This is a genomic window from Streptococcus sp. KHUD_010 (assembly GCF_040207525.1).
Lineage (GTDB): Bacteria > Bacillota > Bacilli > Lactobacillales > Streptococcaceae > Streptococcus > Streptococcus hominis.
Window position 1 is genome coordinate 331,234 of record NZ_CP157941.1, and the last position, 19,935, is coordinate 351,168.

Here is a 19,935-nt window from a genome sequence, read left to right on the forward strand (position 1 = left end):
ATAACTACAAAAAAGAACAACCTTGATTTTCTGTTTATCAGAAGCCAAAATTGTTCTTTTTATTTGTATTCTTTTTATAAAGAAATTTTAATTGGGAATGCTGTTATATCAGAGATTCCCTTTTATTTATTATTCAATCACTAACATACCGTCTTTGATTGCGAAGGGTTCTTTTGCATTGATGCGGTCATAGAACATGATGCCGTTGGTGTGGTCAATCTCGTGTTGAACCACGATTGAGTTGTATCCTTTGAGTTTGATACGGTGTTTTTCACCTTCTTTGTCAAAATATTCAACAGTGACGCGTGCATGGCGCACGACATAACCAGGCACTTCGCGGTCAACTGACAAGCAGCCCTCTCCTTCAGCTAGTGCGGCATCTTGAACAGAATGTGCCACTACTTTAGCGTTGTACATAACCGTTTGCAAAGCATAGGCTTCCTTTGGTGGATTGCCCTCTTTATCTGGCAGGTTTGGCACCAATATAGCAATAATCCGCTTTGACAGATCTAGCTGAGGTGCAGCTAGACCAACGCCGCCTCGAAGTCCCATTTTTTCAGCCATCACAGGATCTTGTGAATTCCTCAAAAATTGGAGCATTTTTTCACCCAAGATAACTTCTTGTTCGGTAAGTGGAAAGGTGACATCCTTGGCGACTGCCCGAAGTGTTGGATTTCCTTCGCGAATGATGTCATTCATATCAATCAAGTGAGCTGATTTTGTTAATTTTTCAATAACAGACATGTTTTCTCCTTCGTTCTAAAAATGGATTTTTATTCCAAATTAAATTCTTTGTATATGATAAATATAACACAAAATAGAGGAGAAAGAAAGGAATCGAAATGGCGTGTAATAAATATGTGGAGAAAACACAAAATAAATTAGTAAAAAATTAGTGGGATATACTTGCTATTTTTGAGAAAAACGGTTATTATATTTAGTTTGATGCTTAAAATAGTATTATATATTCAATATTATATTTAAAAATTGACATCACTTTCTTTTAAAAAGGAGAAAAGAAAATTGAAAACTCTACTATTCGGAAATACAGGATATGTAACCAAAGAGTTTATACAAACAGCCTTCCCAGATACCATAGTGTATCTTTTAGGGGAAACGCATTTGAAAAGTTCAAAAAAATTAAAACTGACAGTTTTCCCTAAATCAGAGAAAATTGATATGACTAAAATTTTAAAAACTTATCAATTTGACCAAATTCTTTATTTCTCTAACTTTTTAACTTATAAAAATCATCAAATAGGTGAGTTAGAAAGGCTACAGTCTTTTTTGAGGTGCACTGAGGAGTTGACCAACTCTAAGATTCTTTATGTAACGGGTCCTGAGATACTTACCTGTCATCAAGAATTAGAAATAGCAGCAGAAAGTCTTTGTCAACACTGGGCTAAGGTGAATGGACAATCCCTAAAAATAGTTCGCAGTCCTTATATGTATTCTTCTAGATTACCAGAAGATTATTTTTATCAGTTATTTGACAGTCTTCACCAAAATAAAACAGTTCATATTGGAGAATATCCAGATGAAATTGCGAATTTTATCAATTCAGAAGATTTAGCAGAGCTAATCAGCAAAATTTTTGATAGCTGGGATTACCAAACAGAAATCTTAACTATTTATAACCCCTTTCAGATTACATTTCAGCAATTTGCGGCGAAATTAGAAGAACTGTCTCTCTCTAAAAGTGCAATAGAGATTGATTCAAAGTCAACTGAACCTTATCTTTATCGCTCGACAGATGAAGATAATTTAAGACAACGTTATGGCTGGTTTATTCGTTACTCGGTTCTAGATAATCTATCAGATCTTTACAAAGATTTTGTAAAAGAAACTAAGACGTCTAATTATCTGGAATTCAAGCATTTTAAAAAGGCTATTTATATGATGCGGTCTCGTAAGGCTTATCAAAAAGTAGCTGAAATTTCACTTGCTTTTTTACTATCAGAAGGTTTGAGTACGTTATTAAATGGTTTCAATCAATTTAAAATGATTGATATTCGCTTACTTTTTGTAACCTTGATTAGTACAATCTTTGGAACTTTATATGGTATTTTTGCAGGGCTCCTTTCGATACTGGGGTTATTTGCAGCCAATATCTTCTCGGGAGGAAACTGGCAATCGATCGTCTATAATACTGATAGGTGGATTTCCTTTGCGGCTTATCTGTTTGTTGCTCTTATTTGTGGGATTATCCAGATGAAGTACCAAGATGAGAAAGAAATGCTAGAAAAAGAAAATCAGCTGCTAAATGAAAGAAATGAACTCTTATCTATCTCCTATGAGGATGCAGTTTATGATCGTGAAAAGCTCGTTCAGCAAGTCGTTAGCAATCAAAATGGTGCGAGCAAACTATTCTCTATTTTTCAACAATTAGATAAGCCGACAGTAGAAGCGGTTTTAAATGAAACGAAGAAAGTTATTGAGGAACAATTGGGAACAAATAAAGTCAACATTTATTCATTATCTAATTTTTCTGACTTCCATCTAAGTAACTACCCGATATTAGCAGAAGAGTTAAAAAATGATGAAGTTTGGATAAATAAGAATCTTCTTCCAGATTATCCATTTTATGCATTAGAAATAAAAGCTGCTTCAGGATTAAAGTACCTACTGTGGATTGAAGATGTTTCTTATAATCGTTTATCGCTCTCTCGTCGTCACTTTTTGCAAATGATTGGTGGAGTAGCAGCTTCCATGTTAGATAAAGCGGGTTATCATCAAGCATTTGCAAACATTAAAAAGACGATGTCTTTGGAGAACAATTTTAACTCAATCAAACACGGAGGTTGATAAATGGAATACATTATTTCTATTTTTTGTGTGATTTTAGATTTGATTCTATGTATTCATTCTTACTATTTGCTCCAATATAAAAAAATCAAACTACCGTTGTTTTATATTATTTTTCCTATTGCAATACCATTTCTAGGTTATCTTTTGCTTTGGCTTTTAAATCCACCCAGACATGACGATAAATCAAATGCGTCTCTTCTGGCAAAAGAGGCAGATGTTTGGACGGAGATAAGTGGAATTGAAAACAAGAACGAACTAGGAAATGCATATGAGGATGTCGAAGAACTCATTCCGTTAGAAGAAGCACTGTTGTTACAAGATAAAGAGACAGCACGGTGGATGTTAATGGAAATGGTTAGTCGGACTCCAAATCGTTTTATTGATTTGTTGTTTTTGGCTCGTAAAGATGAAGATACAGAAGTTGTACATTACGCTACAACTTTGATTGCGGAGGTGTCACGACAGTACGATGTTCGTTTGCAAAATTTAAATAAAAAGTATCGTCAAAATCCTAATGATTTCCAAGTTTTAACAGAGTATTGTGCTACCTTAGCAAGTTACTTGCAAAAGGGACTTGTCACTAAACGGTTGGAAACACTACTTAGAACAGATTATTCAAATCTTTTGGAGAAAAAGATACAACAAAAAGAAGAGTTGTCGGATTATCTAAATTTCATTAAAAATGAATTATTGCTCAAACATTATAATCGAGTTAAAGATTATTTAGATTTGATTTCACAAAAGTGGACACAACAAGAAGACATTTATATGTTATATCTGCAATATTATTATGAAACAAAACAAGGGGAAAGGATAAAAGAATTAGTAAAGGCTATAAAGGACGATTCAATTTACATCTCAAAAGAGAATCGAGAACAATTAGCTTTTTGGCAGTCTTAAAGGTTGGAAGGAATGAAAAAGAAGAAAAAAACGTTGGCTTATTCAAGAGAATCCATTATAGTGCTGGTTATTTTTCTTTTGTTAGCTGCATTTTTATGGATTCAAAAAAGTGGGGAGCGTTATACGGTTGCTACAAGTAAAAATACCTATCTAAAAGGGAATATTCCTACTTCTAAAACAGTTTTTGAAAGCTTGGCAAAAGAAAATCTTGTCCTTTATGATGAGAGCAATGATACCAGTAGACGAGCGAAAGAACAATTCTCGCAGATTCTTAAAGACATGAAGCAAGGCTATCAATTGGTTGATATTTCAAAAGATTCTCTTCCTAGTTTTTCAAATTATAAAAAAGTTATCGTACTTTTAAGCGATTTAGAAACTCTGGGAGAAAAAACGCAGGAAATGGTTGACTGGGTTGAGCAAGGCGGAAATATTCTCTTTGGTGTTACGCTAGTTAAGGATGATGCTTCTGCATCCATTGAGCAAAAATTAGGAGTAACGAATTCCAGTGCTGAAAATTCTGTGGTAAACAAAATGTATATTGATAAAGACTTCATGATTGGTGGCGGGAAAAGTTATCCAATTGATGGAGGATTTGAATCGGCTTGGACGGTCTCTCTTTCATCAGACACCAAAGTTCACGCTTGGACAGATAATGAAGCGCGTATTCCTCTTGTTTGGGAGAAAAAATATGGCAAAGGCAAATTTATAGTAGATAATTTTGGAATTTACGAAAGAGCAGTTCGTGGGATTTATGCAGCTTCTTATAGCTTGTTGACAGAAGCAACAGCTTATCCAGTAATTAATGGTGCTACGTTCTATTTGGATGATTTCCCTTCACCAGTACCAGCAGGAGATGCTACCTACATTAAGCGAGATTACAATACAAGTATTTCTGATTTTTATACGAATATTTGGTGGCCGGATTTATTGAAGTTATCTGAAAAGTACGGTATCAAGTATACTGGTGGTGTCATTGAAAATTATGAAGATGATACATCAGGAAATGTAACGGCACAAAAAGATATAGAGCGCTTTAAGTATTTTGGAAAATCTCTTTTAGCAAATGGCGGAGAGATTAGCTACCACGGTTATAATCACCAGCCACTTTCTCCAAAGGATGTTGATTATGGAGATGAATTTCCAACATACAAGACTTGGAAAGACAAAAAAGCAATGGAATCTTCTATTCGTGAGTTGATTCGATTTACGAAGGAGCTCTTTCCAAAAGGCGAAAAGTCTGTCTATATTCCACCTTCAAATGTTCTTTCAAAAGAAGGAAGAGAAGTGTTGAGAGCGAAATTCCCAGAAATTAAAAGCATTGCCAGTAACTATTTCCCAGGAAAATTCACCTATTCTCAAGAATTTGAGGTAGCTGATGATGGACTGATTGAGCAACCACGGATTGTTTCAGGTGCATCATGGGACAATTATTCTAAGCTGACTGTTTTTTCAGAGCTGAATATGCATTATGTAATGACCCATTTCCTCCATCCAGATGATGTGATGGACGAAGATCGAGGTGCAAAACTTGGCTGGGCAAAATTATATAAAGATTTTGGTGATGAGATTGCATGGGTTGATAAAATGGCACCTAATATTAGAGATTTGACGGGTTCTGAAATGGCGGGGGCCATTCAACGCTATGGTATTTTAAGTGTTCAGCAACAGAAGACTGATACTGGTTTGGAATTAAATCTTGGGAATTTCCATGATAATGCCTACGTAATGCTTCGGTTGAATGAAGGAAAACCAGGAAAAGTGACAGGTGGAAAATTAGAGCATTTGACTGGTAATCTTTATTTATTGCATGCTACGTCTGCAAAAGTAGCGATTGAATTGAAATAAAAAGAGAAAAGAAAATAAAAATGAGAATCTGTTTGGTTTTAGAGGGCTCTTACCCTTATGTACATGGTGGTGTATCCACTTGGATGCACCAATATATCACAGAAATGAAAGAACATGAATTTATCATTTGGGTTATTGGGGCCAATGAAGAACAAAAGGGAAAATTTGTCTATGAATTTCCTGAAAATGTCGTAGAAGTTCATGAAGTGTTTCTGGATAGCTTAGATGGCTTCGAAACGACAGATACAAGTCTTGAAGAATTAACTGGTGAAGAATATGAAGCTTTAAAACAGTTAGTTTTTTGTGCCAATCCTGATTGGTCACTTATTTTTGACATGTTGCAAGATGGAAAAATTCAGCGAGATAATTTTTTAGCGAGCGAAGAGTTCTTTTCCATGATTCAAGAGCTATGTGAAGAAAAATATGCTTCACAGCCTATGTCAGATGTCTTTCATACCATTCGTTCCATGCTTTTTCCTCTGTTGAACCTCTTATCAAGCAGTATTCCTTCTGCGGATGCGTATCATGCTATTTCTACAGGGTATGGTGGTATTCTAGCTACATTAGCAAGCACACGTACGCGAAAGCCGTTACTTCTAACGGAGCATGGTATTTATACACGTGAACGTGAGGAAGAGATTATTCGTGCAGATTGGATCTTGCCCTCTATGCGTAAGCAATGGATTGATTTCTTTTATATGTTATCAGATGCTATTTATTCTAAGGCAGATTGTATTACGAGTCTTTTTTCAAAAGCTCGTGAAACACAAATTGCTCTTGGTTGTGATGCGAAAAAATGCCGAGTTATTTCAAATGGTATTGATTATGAAAGCTTTTCTAACATTCCTTTTGAAAAAGATGATTGGATTAACATCGGCGCTGCTGTCAGAATGGCGCCAATTAAAGATATTAAAACTATGATTTATGCTTTTTACGAAGTATCCTCCCAGATGCCAAATGTTCGCCTTTATATCATGGGTGGGGTGGATGATAAAGCTTATGCGGAAGAATGCTACGCTTTAGCTCGTAAATTAAAATTAGAAAATCTGATTTTTACAGGACGTGTAGATGTCAAGGAATACTTAAAAAAGATGGATTTCATGATTCTAACAAGTATATCAGAAGGTCAACCATTATCTATTTTGGAGTCAATGGCTGCTGGAAAACCTTGTGTTACAACGGATGTTGGCTGTTGTAAAGAATTATTAGAGGGAAAGCTAGACGATACATTAGGTTCAGCTGGCTATTGTGTGCCACCTACAGACTTAATGAGCTTAGCACATGCAATGCTTGTAATGGCAAGTTCAGAAGAAAAACGTCTAAAAATGGGACAGATTGCTAAAAAGAGAAGTGAGCAATTTTACCAGTATCATCAAATGATTGAACAATATAGACAATTATATAAAGAGTATGTAAGATAATGGCAGGTCTGGGATTTGAACTGCGAAAAGTATATAATAAAGGTAACTTCCTTGCAAAACAAAAAGCTTATGGTTATGCAGGAGTTGTATATGTTGGGCCAATGATTCTTGGGATCTTGCTTATCTTGTCAGTTGTCGGTCTAAGTGTTTTAGGTCACTTCGGGAATGGTGAACGTGATCATTTACTGGGCTTAATTTCGTATTCTATACTAGCTTCTCTAGCAATTACCAACCTCTTTTCAATGATTGTTACCCGCTATGTAGCAGATATGCTTTATGAGAAAAAGTTTGAAAAAGTGCTATCTTCTTATTTTTCCTCTGGAGCCGTAATGCTAGGTCTTGGAGTTGTGACTTATGGAGTTTTTCTCTTGATTTCAGGGATTCCTTTGTTAGAAATCATCTTAAATTTGGTCTTGTTTAGTGAACTATGCCTAATTTGGAATGCCGTGAATTACTTAACAGCTGTAAAAGATTACCGTAGTATTCTAAAAACTTTTGCTATAGCAATAGGTATTACTATTGGAGTTGGTTTAGTGGCGCTGGCATCGGCTATTCCATATGGTTTGCTCCTTAGTGTTTGTATATCTTATGGCTTCATTCTTGTACAAATGATTCGTATTTTGTACAGGCACTTCCCCAAAAATTATGCCGCCAATTTTGAATTCTTAATTTGGTTTGATCGATATTTAGATCTTTTCAAAGTAGGCATTTATATGTTTATTGGACTTTTTTCCCATATCGTCATCAATTGGTTTGGCCCACTCAGCAAGGAAATCGGAGGATTGTTTTATACAGCACCGGTTTACGATGTCCCTGCCATGTTAGCTTATCTGGTTACTTTAGTATCAACTGTAAACTTTGTGGTCTCTGTTGAGGTGAAGTTTTATCCTAAATTTAGGAAATATTACCATATGTATGAAGGAGTGGGAAGTGTTAAGAAAATCAACCAGAGCGAAATTGAAATGATGAATGTTCTTCGGAATGAATTAAAGTATTTATCATGGAAACAGCTTCTGGCTACTTTATTAGCCATGTTTGTGGGAATTGTTCTATTGACAGTTTTACCGCTTGGTTTTAACAGTCAGATGAAAGGTTATTTTCAAACACTTTGCTTAGGTTACGGGCTTTATGCTGTAGGAAATGTCAATCTATTGATGCTACTTTATTTTGTTGATTATGAAGGGGCAAAGAAATGTGCGAGATGGTTTGCAGGAATCTCTGTTATTTTTAGTATCCTTACCCAATTTATGGATACATCTTTTATTGGATATGGCTTCTTATTAGCTGCTCTTGTACTTTATCTTACGGCGAGTACGCGATTGAGCGAATATACAAAAGATCTTCCCTATCGTATCCTAGGAAGTCAAGAAGTCGTTTCTCGTGAAAAGGAAGGCTTCTTTACGAGGTTATTCACTACTTTGAAAGCGAGGTCGAAGGATGGATAATAAATGGACTAAATTTTTACTGGTTTTTGGATTAATGGCACTTGCATTTATTATTTTAGCTATTTCTGATAGTGGTGGAAACAAAACGAAGCAACCAACTACAAAACATGTAAAAAAAGAAAAAGTGGCAAACATCAACGATCGTCATCTTCGAGATAAAGAATCTTTGTATGCCCAAAAAGACCCAGATGTAATTACCATGTATTTAACGGTAAGACGCGGAAATACTGCGGAGAACACCAATCACTCTTGGCGAGAAATCAATCAATATTCTGCTTATGATTATGAAAAAATGGGAGTGAAACGCTATCAGGTTGCGGGTCTTTTGCAAGTAGGAAATGAAAAAGGTCCTGTTGCGGGTGAATTTGGATTTGAGGAGCAAGTTCCAAATGCGACCGTTCAAATTCGAGGACAAAGCTCCAGCCGTTCAAAGCAGAAAAGTTATAAGATAGAAATCAAATAAAATAAAGGGACTTGGGAAGGACAGCGAACGATCAATTTGAATAAGCACCCTTACGAAGCTCTTCGCTTTCGAAATAGACTGGCGTTTAAATTGATGGAAGGCATTCCGCAAATTGTTGGACTTCGCACTCAATTTGTCCATTTGTATGTCAAAGATGAAACTGGTTCAGGTTCAAAGAATTTTGAGGACTATGGACTATATACACAAGTTGAACAACTGAATAAAACAGCTCTTGAAGCGCATGGATTAGATAGAGCTGGTCAACTTTATAAGTTGAACAACTTTGAATTTTATCGGAAGGAAGATGCTATTCGAAAGGAAAATGACCCAAAGTTCGATAAGAAAAAATTTGAAGAACTCTTAGAAGTTAAGGGGGATCACGATCATACCAAGCTTATTGATATGTTGGATAAATTGAATGATAAGTCAACGACAGGCGATAAAATATTAGAAAAATATTTTGATGCCGAAAATATCCAATATTGGTTAGCTTTTCAGATTTTAATGGGAAACATTGACAGTCAAAATCGGAATATGTTCCTTTATAGCCCACAAAATGGAACTCGTTGGTATATTTTACCTTGGGATTTGGACGATTCCTTGCGGAAAGGCGAGCGAGAACTTCGTAGACCGGGGGCGTTGGGACAAAATTCTTCGCGTTATGGTGTCAGTAATTATTGGGGGAATCTCCTTTTTCAACGATTGCTAAAATCTGAAAGATTTAGAACGGGTTTGGATAAAGTGGTTGATAAATTATATAGAAATCAACTTAGTCCTAACAGTATCGGTGACTTGAGCAAGCAATATGCGAATATTGTCAAACCATATTTAAGTCGTATGCCAGATGTGGAGCGTATGCCTATAAAAGAGGAGCAATATGACAAGATTTTAAATGAATTACCAAAGGAAGTTGAAAAAAATTATCAAGATTATAAAAATAGTTTGCAGTCTCCTCAACCATTTTATATTGACCAGCCAAGAGTTGAGAATGGGGAACTGGTTCTTAAGTGGATGTCATCATACGATTTTAACAATAAAGAAATCACTTATCATGTAGAATTAGCTAAGGATCCTAACTTTAAAGATAAGATCCTTGACAAGAAAGGTCTAGCAGAGACAAGTGTCACTACAAAACATCTTCCAAAAGGTCAATATTTTATGCGCGTGATTGCTACAAATTCTGATGGTAAATCTCAGGCCGCTTTTGAACAATATCGTGTGGATACTACCAGTCTTTTTGGCGTTTTAAGTTTTTATGTGATGGAAGATGGTAAGATAAAGGTTGATGTTTATGAAAATAAATAAAGAAGAACAGTTTCGTCATGAAGGGAAATACCTAATTGGTCTGAAAGGAAAAGAACTATTGACGCAACGCTTTGGCTCCATCCTATCTTTGGATAGACATGCTCAAAATGGTGGGTATACTATTCGTAGTCTGTACTTTGATGATTACTGGAATAGTGCTTATGAGGAGAAAGAAGCGGGAATTTTGATGCGTAAAAAATACCGTATTCGGATCTATAATTTTAGTGACCGAAGTATCAAATTGGAGCGCAAAAAGAAATTTGGACAGTATATTTATAAGGAAGCTGCACCTTTGACACGAGAAGAAACAGAGAAAATTATTGATGGAAATTATGATTTTCTTCTTCATAGCCCCTATTCGCTGTGTCGAGAATTTTATGTTGAATGTGTGGCAAATATGATGCGACCTCGTGTCATAGTAGACTATGAACGAGAACCTTGGGTTTATGACGCAGGAACAGTTCGATTGACATTTGATTCCAATGTTCGTGCTGCTATTGGGAGTTATGATATATTTGATGAAACCTTGCCAACGTTGCCTGTTCTCGCACCAGGCAAGCTGGTTTTTGAAGTAAAATATACAGAATTACTACCGCAAATTATAAAAACTATCATTCCGCCACAAGCTTCCGAGTTTCTTGCCGTATCCAAATATGTATTGTGTTATGAAAAAACAGCATACTTACATGATTTCGGATACTGGTATGATACAGACCACTAGTAGAGGAGAAAAAGATGAGTGTTCAAGATATCGTTAAAAAATCTGTCTTACAATCAGAAAATTTCACAACCCAAAATATTGGGAAAATTGTTGCAACCTTACTATTAGCCATTGCACTAGGAGCTTTCATTTACTTTGTTTATCAACGATTTTTTACCGGCATTGTCTATTCTAGAAGTTTTGCCATGACCTTAGTTGGAATGTCTATTTTAACAGCGATGGTAACACTAGCTATTAGCTCAAACATTGTTATTTCACTTGGTATGGTAGGGGCGTTGTCTATCGTTCGTTATCGTACGGCGGTTAAGGATCCGATGGACTTGCTTTATCTGTTCTGGGCTATTACAACAGGAATTACCGTTGGAGCGGGCATGTACATTTTGGCAATTGTAACGGCAACTGTCATTTTTGGAATGTTAATCATTTTTAGCAAAATGCAGGGGCAAGGAAAAGTCTATATTGCTGTTATCCATTATAAAGGTGATGAAACGGGCGATAAAATTATTCAGGCTTTTGGAAAAATGAAATATTTTGTTAAGTCAAAAACGATGCGAGGAGATACTGTCGAAATGGCAGTAGAGGTCTTTTGTCAAAAAGAGAATTTTGTTTTTGTAGAGCAAATCCGGAATATTGAGCAAGTTTCGGATGTGACTCTGATTCAATACAATGGTGAATATCACGGATGATGAGAATGAACAGAATAATACCAATTTGTTTAGGTGTTTTAGCCCTCCTATTTATTTGTGTAGTGCTTTTTTCTCCTTCTTTTAAAAAAGGTAGAAAACGAGTGGAGCAGAATTTTACTTACTCTGATAAAGCACTAGCCAATCCTCTGATGGGCTATGCTCCTTCAGCTAAGGAATCAGAAGTAACTAAGGATGTTCAGCTGGTTTATATGGATGTAACTTGGAAAGAATTGGAGCCTAAAAAAGGGGTATATGCTTGGGAAACCTTAGAAGAGAAAAATCAGCTCAAACGTTGGCTAAAAGAAGGCAAACATGTTGTTTTACGCTTTGTTTTGGACTATCCTCGGAAAGCCACTCATGAGGATATTCCTTCTTGGTTGATCAAAGAAATGTCTGATCCGGGAGACCGCTATACTTCTTCCTATGGAAAAGGTTTTTCGCCTAATTATGAGGATAAAAAACTTCTTCAATATTATCAAAAAGCGGTTGAAGCAATGGGACAACGCTGGGCCGATTCAGGACAAATTTCTTTTATTGAGCTAGGAGGGTTAGGTCATTGGGGAGAGTGGCATGTGAATGATGAGGCTAATATTCGGAAGTTGCCGGAAGCGGCTATTCGTGAAAAATATATTACCCCTTGGATAGATGCTTTCCCAGAAGCGAATATTTTAATGCGGCGTCCATTCGTAGCAGCCAAGAAGTATGGATTTGGTCTTTATAATGATGTGGTTGGAGACGAAGAAAGTAAAAAAGTTTGGCTCAATTGGATTCAATCTGGTGGAGATTATGATCAGGAAAATGCAAAAAATGGTTTAGTCCCTATGCCAAATGCCTGGCAAACAGCTCCTATTGGAGGTGAATTCACTAGCTCTGCTAGCATGAAAGCTCTTATGGGCAAACAGCTCAAACAAATCATTGAAGAAGTTCAAGAGTCCCATACAACTTTCTTAGGACCCAAAATTGCTGAAATGATAGACAATGATGATAGTGGCTATAATGAAATCTTGAAAAACATGGGCTATCGTTTATGGGTTCCTCAGATGACACTTATCTCTGGCAAGAAGACTACTCAATTATCACTAACATTAGCAAATAAAGGAGTTGCTCCCTTTTATCGTAATTGGAAAGTGAAGATTTACGTTCAAGATAGGTCAGGCGCTATTGTTGAAAGTAAAACTGTACCAATTGAATTAACAAAAATCTTACCTCATAAAGCACAAAAAGTAAAAATTTCTCTTTCGACAGCTAACTTGACTGAGCAGAGCAGAGGTTATAAAGTTGCTTTAGGAATTATTTCTCCTCTTACCAAGAAACCAGCTGTTCGATTTGCCAATAAAGGACAGGAAAGAGAAAAACTGCTAACCTTGTATGATGACACTAAAAATTAGAAACTATTAAAACCAGCGTTGTAATGTTATTTATGACACTGGTTTTTACTTTTCGATAAATTCTTAAGCCAAGTTATAGTTTAATCTAAGTTGAGCTTTAATCTGCAAAGTTACTAATAGAACAATTATAAAAAATGTGCTACATACTTGTAAATGTTTTGAAAAGCTGCTAAAATACAATAAGTGTCAAATTCAAAGTAATTTGAATAATCTAATAATTTGAAACAAGGAAGAAAGATGCAAAAAAGAGAAGTATTTGGTTTTCGTAAAAGTAAAATTAGCAAAACGCTTTGTGGCGCTGTTCTAGGGACAGTAGCAGCAGTCTCTATAGCAGGACAAAATGTTTTTGCCGATGAAACGACCACTACTAGTGATGTAGATACTAAAGTAGTTGGAACACAAACTGGAAATCCAGCGACCAATTTGCCAGAGGCTCAAGGGAGTGCGAGTAAGGAAGCTGAACAAAGTCAAAACCAAGCTGGAGAGACAAATGGTTCAATACCAGTTGAAGTACCTAAAACTGATCTTGATCAAGCAGCAAAAGATGCTAAGTCTGCTGGTGTCAATGTTGTCCAAGATGAAACGGTTGATAAAGGGACGGTAAAGACAGCTCAAGAGGCTGATCAAAAAGAAACTGAAATCAAAGAAGCCTATGCCAAACAAGCTGAAGACATCAAGAAAACGACAGATCAATATAAGTCGGATGTAGCCGCTCATGAAGCAGAAGTTTCTAAGATTAACGCTGAAAATCAAACAACTAAAGAACAATATGAGAAGGATATGGCTGCTCATAAAGCAGAGGTTGAACGGATTAATGCCGCCAACGCAGCAGCAAAAGCGGATTATGAAGCTAAGTTAGCCCAATATCAAAAAGATTTAGCAGTTGTACAAAAGACGAATTCCGATAATCAAGCAGCCTATCAAAAAGCTCTTGCAGCTTATCAAGGTGAATTAAAACGCGTTCAGGAAGCTAATTCAGCAGCTAAAGCTGAATATGACGCTGCCGTAGCTGCTAACAATGCTAAAAATAAAGAAATTGCGACTACTAATGAGGAAATCAGAAAGCGTAATGCAACGGCCAAAGATGAATATGAGACTAAGTTAGCCCAATATCAAGCTGAACTAAAGCGTGTTCAGGAAGCTAATGCCGCAAACGAAGCAGACTATCAAGCTAAATTGATCGCTTATCAAACAGAGCTCGCTCGCGTTCAAAAGGCTAATGCGGATGCTAAAGCGGCCTATGAAGCAGCTGTAGCAGCAAATAATGCCCAAAATGCGGCACTCACAGCTGAAAATACTGCAATTAAGCAACGCAATGAGAATGCTAAGGCGACTTATGAAGCTGCACTCAAGCAATATGAGGCCGATTTGGCAGCGGTGAAAAAAGCTAATGCTGCAAACGAAGCAGACTATCAAGCTAAATTGACCGCCTATCAAACAGAGCTCGCTCGCGTTCAAAAAGCCAATGCGGATGCTAAAGCGGCCTATGAAGCAGCTGTAGCAGCAAATAATGCCGCAAATGCAGCGCTCACAGCTGAAAATACTGCAATTAAGAAGCGCAATGCGGATGCTAAAGCTGATTACGAAGCAAAACTTGCTAAGTATCAAGCAGATCTTGCCAAATATCAAAAAGATTTAGCAGACTATCCAGTTAAGTTAAAGGCATACGAAGATGAACAAGCTTCTATTAAAGCTGCACTGGCAGAACTTGCAAAACATAAAAATGAAGACGGAAACTTAACAGAACCATCTGCTCAAAATTTGGTCTATGATCTTGAGCCAAATGCGAACTTATCTTTGACAACAGATGGGAAGTTCCTTAAGGCTTCTGCTGTGGATAACGCATTTAAGCAAGATACAAATCAATATAGTAAAAAGAACCTTCAATTAGATAACCTTAATGTTAAATATCTAGAAAACGCAGGAGCCACTGCCTCATCTATGGAATTATACGGAAATATAGGTGATAAATCGAGTTGGACAACAAATGTAGGCAACAAAACAGAAGTTAAATGGGGATCAGTACTTTTAGAACGGGGTCAAAGCGCAACAGCTACATACACTAATTTGCAGAATTCTTATTATAATGGTAAAAAGATTTCTAAAATTGTCTATAAGTATACAGTGGATCCTGAATCTAAGTTTCAAGGTCAAAAGGTTTGGTTAGGTATTTTTACCGATCCAACTTTAGGTGTTTTTGCTTCCGCTTATACAGGTCAAGATGAAAAAAACACTTCTATTTTTATTAAAAATGAATTCACTTTCTATGACGAAGATGGAAAACCAATTAATTTTGATAATGCCCTTCTCTCAGTAGCTTCTCTTAACCGTGAAAATAATTCTATTGAAATGGCCAAAGATTATACGGGTAAATTTGTCAAAATCTCTGGATCATCTATCGGTGAAAAGAATGGCATGATTTATGCTACAGATACTCTCAACTTTAGGCAGGGTCAAGGTGGTGCTCGTTGGACCATGTATACCAGAGCTAGCGAACCGGGATCTGGTTGGGATAGTTCAGATGCGCCTAACTCTTGGTATGGTGCTGGTGCTATCCGCATGTCTGGCCCTAATAACAGTGTGACTTTGGGTGCTATCTCATCAACACTTGTTGTGCCTGCTGATCCTACAATGGCAATTGAAACTGGCAAAAAACCAAATATTTGGTATTCTTTAAATGGTAAATCCGTGCGGTTAATGTTCCTAAAGTTACCAAGGAAAAACCCACACCGCCGGTTAAACCAACAGCTCCAACTAAACCAACTTATGAAACAGAAAAGCCATTAAAACCGGCACCAGTAGCTCCAAATTATGAAAAGGAGCCAACACCGCCGACAAGGACACCGGATCAAGCAGAGCCAAACAAACCCACACCGCCGACCTATGAAACAGAAAAGCCGTTGGAGCCAGCACCTGTTGAGCCAAGCTATGAAGCAGAGCCAACACCGCCGACAAGGACACCGGATCAGGCAGAGCCAAACAAACCCACACCGCCGACCTATGAAACAGAAAAACCATTAGAGCCAGCTCCTGTAGCTCCGACTTACGAAGCAGAGCCAACGCCACCGACAAGGACACCAGATCAACCAGAACCAAACAAACCTGTTGAGCCAACTTATGAGGTATTACCAACGCCACCAGCAGATCCTGTTTATAAGAAGACGCCTCCGGCTCCGGCTGTACCGACTGTTCACTACCATTACTTTAAGTTAGCCGTACAGCCACAAGTCAATAAAGAAATCAAAAATAATAATGATGTAGATATTGATAAAACCTTAGTGGCGAAACAATCGACTGTTAAATTCCAATTGAAGACGGCTGATCTACCAGCTGGACGGGATGAGACGACTTCCTTTGTTTTGGTCGATCCATTACCCTCTGGCTATCAATTGAATCTTGAGGCAACGAAAGTAGCTAGTGCTGGCTTCGATGTTAGCTATGATTCAGCAACGAATACAGTAACCTTTAAAGCAACTGCACAAACTTTAGCTGCTTTTAATGCGGATCTGACCAAGTCAGTAACAACGATTTATCCAACAGTGGTCGGACAAGTTCTTAACGATGGCGCAACTTATAAGAATAACTTCACGCTGACAGTCAATGATGCTTATGGAATTAAATCCAATATCGTTCGTGTGACAACACCGGGTAAACCAAACGATCCGGATAATCCAAATAACAATTACATCAAACCAAGCAAAGTAAACAAGAACAAAGACGGTGTGGTGATTGATGGGAAAACAGTTCTTGCCGGTTCAACGAATTATTATGAACTAACTTGGGATTTGGATCAATACAAAGGAGATAAATCGTCAGCAGATACCATTCAAAAAGGATTTTACTATGTAGATGATTATCCAGAAGAAGCGCTTGAATTGCGTCAGGATTTAGTGAAGATTACAGATGCTAATGGTAATGAAGTTACTGGTGTTAGTGTGGATAATTATACTAGTCTTGAAGCAGCCCCTCAAGAAATTAGAGATGTTCTTTCTAAGGCAGGAATTAGACCTAAAGGTGCTTTCCAAATTTTCCGTGCCGATAATCCAAGAGAATTTTATGATACTTATGTTAAAACAGGCATCAATTTGAAGATTGTATCACCAATGGTTGTTAAAAAACAAATGGGACAAACAGGCGGCAGTTATGAAAATCAAGCTTACCAAATTGACTTTGGTAATGGTTATGCATCAAATATCGTTATCAATAATGTTCCTAAGATTAACCCTAAGAAAGATGTGACCTTAACACTTGATCCGGCTGATACAAATAATGTTGATGGTCAGACTATTCCACTGAATACAGTCTTTAATTACCGTCTAATCGGTGGTATCATTCCTTCCAATCATTCAGAAGAGCTCTTTGAATATAGTTTCTCTGATGATTATGATCAAACAGGCGATCAATATACTGGTCAGTATAAGGTCTTTGCCAAGATTGATATGACTCTTAAAGATGGAACAGTTATCAAATCAGGTGATGATTTAACGAAGTATACGGAAGCAGAAGTTGATTCAGTTAAAGGGATCATTACGATTAAATTCAAGGAAGATTTCTTGCGTTCTGTTTCAGTTGATTCAGCCTTCCAAGCCGAAAGCTATGTCCAAATGAAACGGATTGCAGTTGGTACTTTTGAAAATACCTATGTAAATACGGTTAATGGTGTGACTTACGCATCTAATACGGTTCGTACAACGACACCAAAACTGGAAACTCCAACCCCATCAACTCCAGCTAAACCGAAGCAAGTACTTCATGCATTAGCTGTTCCAAGCCTTCCAAGAACAGGAACGAGTGCGAGCTATATGCCTTACTTGGGAGTAGCTGCATTGTTAAGTGTTTTAGGCTTAGGACAGTTAAAACGGAAAGCAGAGGAGAATGACTGAATCTCAAATGACTTTGTAGAAAAAGTTTGAATTCTTTACTTAATATAAAGTTTCCCCTTAAGTTGATATAAAAATAGCAACTTAGGGGGTATTTGCTTTAACTTTGTGGATTATCAGATTGCGTCTTTTCATAAAAAACTGTATGATAGGGATAGTGTGATTTTAGAAAGAAGATAAGATGAAAAGATTCATGGAGAAGGCTAGTATTCTGGCTTTATCATTTGTGTTGACAACGGCATTTTCAATTTCCAGCGCCTTACCGGCAATGTTTCAGTTTTATAAGAATTATTCCTCTAGTCAGGTAGAGTTATTAATCTCCTTGCCGTCTATTGGGATTATGTCTTTATTGCTTTTTAATAGTATTTTAGAGCGTTTTTTATCTGAGCGACAAATGATTATACTAGGGCTATTGTTATTTTCTCTTTGTGGTCTCATCCCATTTTTCAATCAAGCTTATGGTTTCGTTTTTGCTTCGCGATTTATTTTTGGTTTAGGGCTAGGTATGATGAACCCTCGAGCAATTGCGATTATTAGTGAGCGATTCCAAGGGAGAGAGCGTGTGCAGATGTTGGGCTACCGTGGGTCAGCAGAAGTTGTTGGGATGGCTTTGTTGACTTTAGCGGTCGGGCAACTCTTGCGTTTTGGCTGGACAACAACTTTTCTAGTTTATACAGTTGGCTTTATTATTTTAGCACTATATCTTTTGTTTGTTCCTTATGAAAAAAGCAAAGTCGATAAACATGAGCATCTCAAGTCTGCTCAGAAAATGGCCACAAAACAAGTGCATTTAAGCATATTGTTGGCTTTTATAGCTGGAATGATTGTGTGTACTAATGTCGCTATCAATTTACGTATTCCAAGTCTTGTCTTACAGAATAAAATGGGAAGTGCTGAAACAGCGAGCTTGATTCTCAGCTGTATGCAGCTTGTCGGGATTCTAGCTGGCGTTAGCTTTGCCAGCTTAGTGAGTATGTTGAAAAATCGCTTATTGACAGTAACGGGAATTATTTTTGGTTTCAGTCAAGTGATGATTGGCTTTTCAAGTCAGATTTGGCTCTTAAGTGTGAGTGCCCTTTTGGCTGGTTTTGCGTATAGCGTATCTCTAACAGCTGTATTTCATATTGTATCAGAGAAAATTCCTGCTCATTTGGTCAATCGCGCAACAGCGATTGTTGTCTTGGGTTGCAGTAGTGGTGCTTCAGTATCAACATTCGTCCTATCCTTGATTGGAATCATTTCTTCTGTTCCAACCTTTATTTTTAGCGTACTAGGGGTTCTCATGATAGCAGTATCCATTTTAGCTGCTTTTGTCACTCATTAACAAAAGCAGCTAAAAGATGCGATTAGATAAGTTTTTAGTAGAAACGGGTTTTGGCTCACGAACAGAAGTCAAGCAACTTTTAAAGAAGAAACAAGTTTTGGTCAACAGGAAGGCTGTCACATCAGCGAAAGTGCAAATAGATGAAAATTAGGACGAAATTTCGGTTAATAACCGAGTTCTAGTCTATGAAAGATTTGTCTATTATCTTTTAAATAAACCCAAAGGTGTTATTTCTGCCACTGAAGACGCTAGGCAACGAACGGTTTTGGACTTGCTGGATGAAAATGCACGCCAGAAAGAAGTCTTTCCAGTCGGACGGCTCGACATTGATACTCATGGTCTTTTGTTATTAACCAATAATGGAGCTTTGGCACACGCCATGCTGTCTCCTAAAAAGCATGTAGCAAAAGTTTATCGTGCAAAGGTAGATGGGATTATAACTGAAAAAGATGTGGAGCATTTTGAAGCAGGAATAGAGCTCAAGGGCTTTACCTGTCAGCCTGCAAAATTGACCATATTAGAAGTGAATGAAGAGCAGCAAACTTCTCTGGTGGAGATTATAATTTCTGAAGGAAAATTTCACCAAGTGAAGCGAATGGTTCAGGCTTGCGGAAAAACGGTAACAGATTTGGAACGCCTTTCTATGGGACCATTAACTTTGGATAAAGAGTTGGCAACAGGAACTTTTCGTCGTTTGACACAGGAAGAAATAAAAAGTCTCAAACGATTTGGCGTAGAACTCTTATAAT

The 19,935-nt window shown here is 37.2% G+C and carries 10 protein-coding genes and 3 pseudogenes; 12 read left to right on the top strand and 1 reads right to left on the bottom strand.

Annotation, left to right across the window (positions count from 1 at the left end; translation table 11 throughout):
* Nucleotides 1-129: 129 nt before the first annotated feature.
* Nucleotides 130-744: a peptide deformylase gene (gene def, locus ABKA15_RS01680; protein ID WP_049512986.1), complete on the bottom strand. Its 615-nt coding sequence runs from the start codon at nt 742-744 to the stop codon at nt 130-132.
* 279 nt (nt 745-1,023) lie between these two features.
* Between def and ABKA15_RS01685 the strand changes: the two genes are divergently transcribed.
* From ABKA15_RS01685 to ABKA15_RS01740, 12 genes and pseudogenes are all read left to right on the top strand, one after another.
* The gene (locus tag ABKA15_RS01685; protein WP_049512984.1) at nt 1,024-2,805 is read left to right on the top strand and encodes a hypothetical protein; all 1,782 of its coding nucleotides are present in this window, start codon (nt 1,024-1,026) and stop codon (nt 2,803-2,805) included.
* A 3-nt stretch (nt 2,806-2,808) separates the two neighbouring features.
* Nucleotides 2,809-3,708 (top strand): hypothetical protein, encoded by a 900-nt coding sequence (locus tag ABKA15_RS01690; RefSeq protein WP_049512982.1) that lies wholly within the window; start codon nt 2,809-2,811, stop codon nt 3,706-3,708.
* A gap of 12 nt (nt 3,709-3,720) precedes the next feature.
* Entirely contained in the window at nt 3,721-5,553 is a 1,833-nt protein-coding gene (locus ABKA15_RS01695; RefSeq protein WP_186832619.1) for a DUF2194 domain-containing protein, read from the top strand.
* A gap of 20 nt (nt 5,554-5,573) precedes the next feature.
* Complete coding sequence (pelF, locus tag ABKA15_RS01700; protein WP_049512980.1) at nt 5,574-6,974, top strand: GT4 family glycosyltransferase PelF; 1,401 nt, start codon at nt 5,574-5,576, stop codon at nt 6,972-6,974.
* On the top strand, nt 6,974-8,419 hold the full coding sequence (gene pelG, locus ABKA15_RS01705) for an exopolysaccharide Pel transporter PelG (protein WP_049512978.1): 1,446 nt from the start codon (nt 6,974-6,976) through the stop codon (nt 8,417-8,419). Before pelF ends, pelG begins: the two co-directional genes overlap by 1 nt.
* Nucleotides 8,412-10,187 (top strand): annotated as a pseudogene (locus ABKA15_RS01710) (CotH kinase family protein). The gene pelG and the pseudogene ABKA15_RS01710 overlap by 8 nt, the downstream one beginning before the upstream one ends.
* Complete coding sequence (locus ABKA15_RS01715; protein WP_049512976.1) at nt 10,174-10,908, top strand: polyphosphate polymerase domain-containing protein; 735 nt, start codon at nt 10,174-10,176, stop codon at nt 10,906-10,908. The pseudogene ABKA15_RS01710 and the gene ABKA15_RS01715 overlap by 14 nt, the downstream one beginning before the upstream one ends.
* 14 nt (nt 10,909-10,922) lie before the next feature.
* Complete coding sequence (locus ABKA15_RS01720) at nt 10,923-11,594, top strand: DUF4956 domain-containing protein (protein ID WP_049512974.1); 672 nt, start codon at nt 10,923-10,925, stop codon at nt 11,592-11,594.
* Nucleotides 11,595-11,695: 101 nt separating this feature from the next.
* Complete coding sequence (locus ABKA15_RS01725; RefSeq protein WP_225620240.1) at nt 11,696-12,982, top strand: DUF4832 domain-containing protein; 1,287 nt, start codon at nt 11,696-11,698, stop codon at nt 12,980-12,982.
* Between the two features lie 237 nt (nt 12,983-13,219).
* Nucleotides 13,220-17,865: pseudogene (locus ABKA15_RS01730) on the top strand (antigen I/II family LPXTG-anchored adhesin).
* Between the two features lie 178 nt (nt 17,866-18,043).
* Entirely contained in the window at nt 18,044-19,186 is a 1,143-nt protein-coding gene (locus ABKA15_RS01735; protein WP_106388204.1) for an MFS transporter, read from the top strand.
* Between the two features lie 16 nt (nt 19,187-19,202).
* Nucleotides 19,203-19,934 (top strand): annotated as a pseudogene (locus ABKA15_RS01740) (pseudouridine synthase).
* Nucleotide 19,935: the final 1 nt, after the last annotated feature.

Coding starts and splice junctions, on each gene's coding strand:
- ABKA15_RS01690 (WP_049512982.1), top strand. CDS start 2,809: ATGGAATACATTATTTCTATTTTTTGTGTGATTTTAGATTTGATTCTA.
- pelF (WP_049512980.1), top strand. CDS start 5,574: ATGAGAATCTGTTTGGTTTTAGAGGGCTCTTACCCTTATGTACATGGT.
- ABKA15_RS01720 (WP_049512974.1), top strand. CDS start 10,923: ATGAGTGTTCAAGATATCGTTAAAAAATCTGTCTTACAATCAGAAAAT.
- ABKA15_RS01695 (WP_186832619.1), top strand. CDS start 3,721: ATGAAAAAGAAGAAAAAAACGTTGGCTTATTCAAGAGAATCCATTATA.
- ABKA15_RS01715 (WP_049512976.1), top strand. CDS start 10,174: ATGAAAATAAATAAAGAAGAACAGTTTCGTCATGAAGGGAAATACCTA.
- pelG (WP_049512978.1), top strand. CDS start 6,974: ATGGCAGGTCTGGGATTTGAACTGCGAAAAGTATATAATAAAGGTAAC.
- def (WP_049512986.1), bottom strand. CDS start 744: ATGTCTGTTATTGAAAAATTAACAAAATCAGCTCACTTGATTGATATG.
- ABKA15_RS01735 (WP_106388204.1), top strand. CDS start 18,044: ATGAAAAGATTCATGGAGAAGGCTAGTATTCTGGCTTTATCATTTGTG.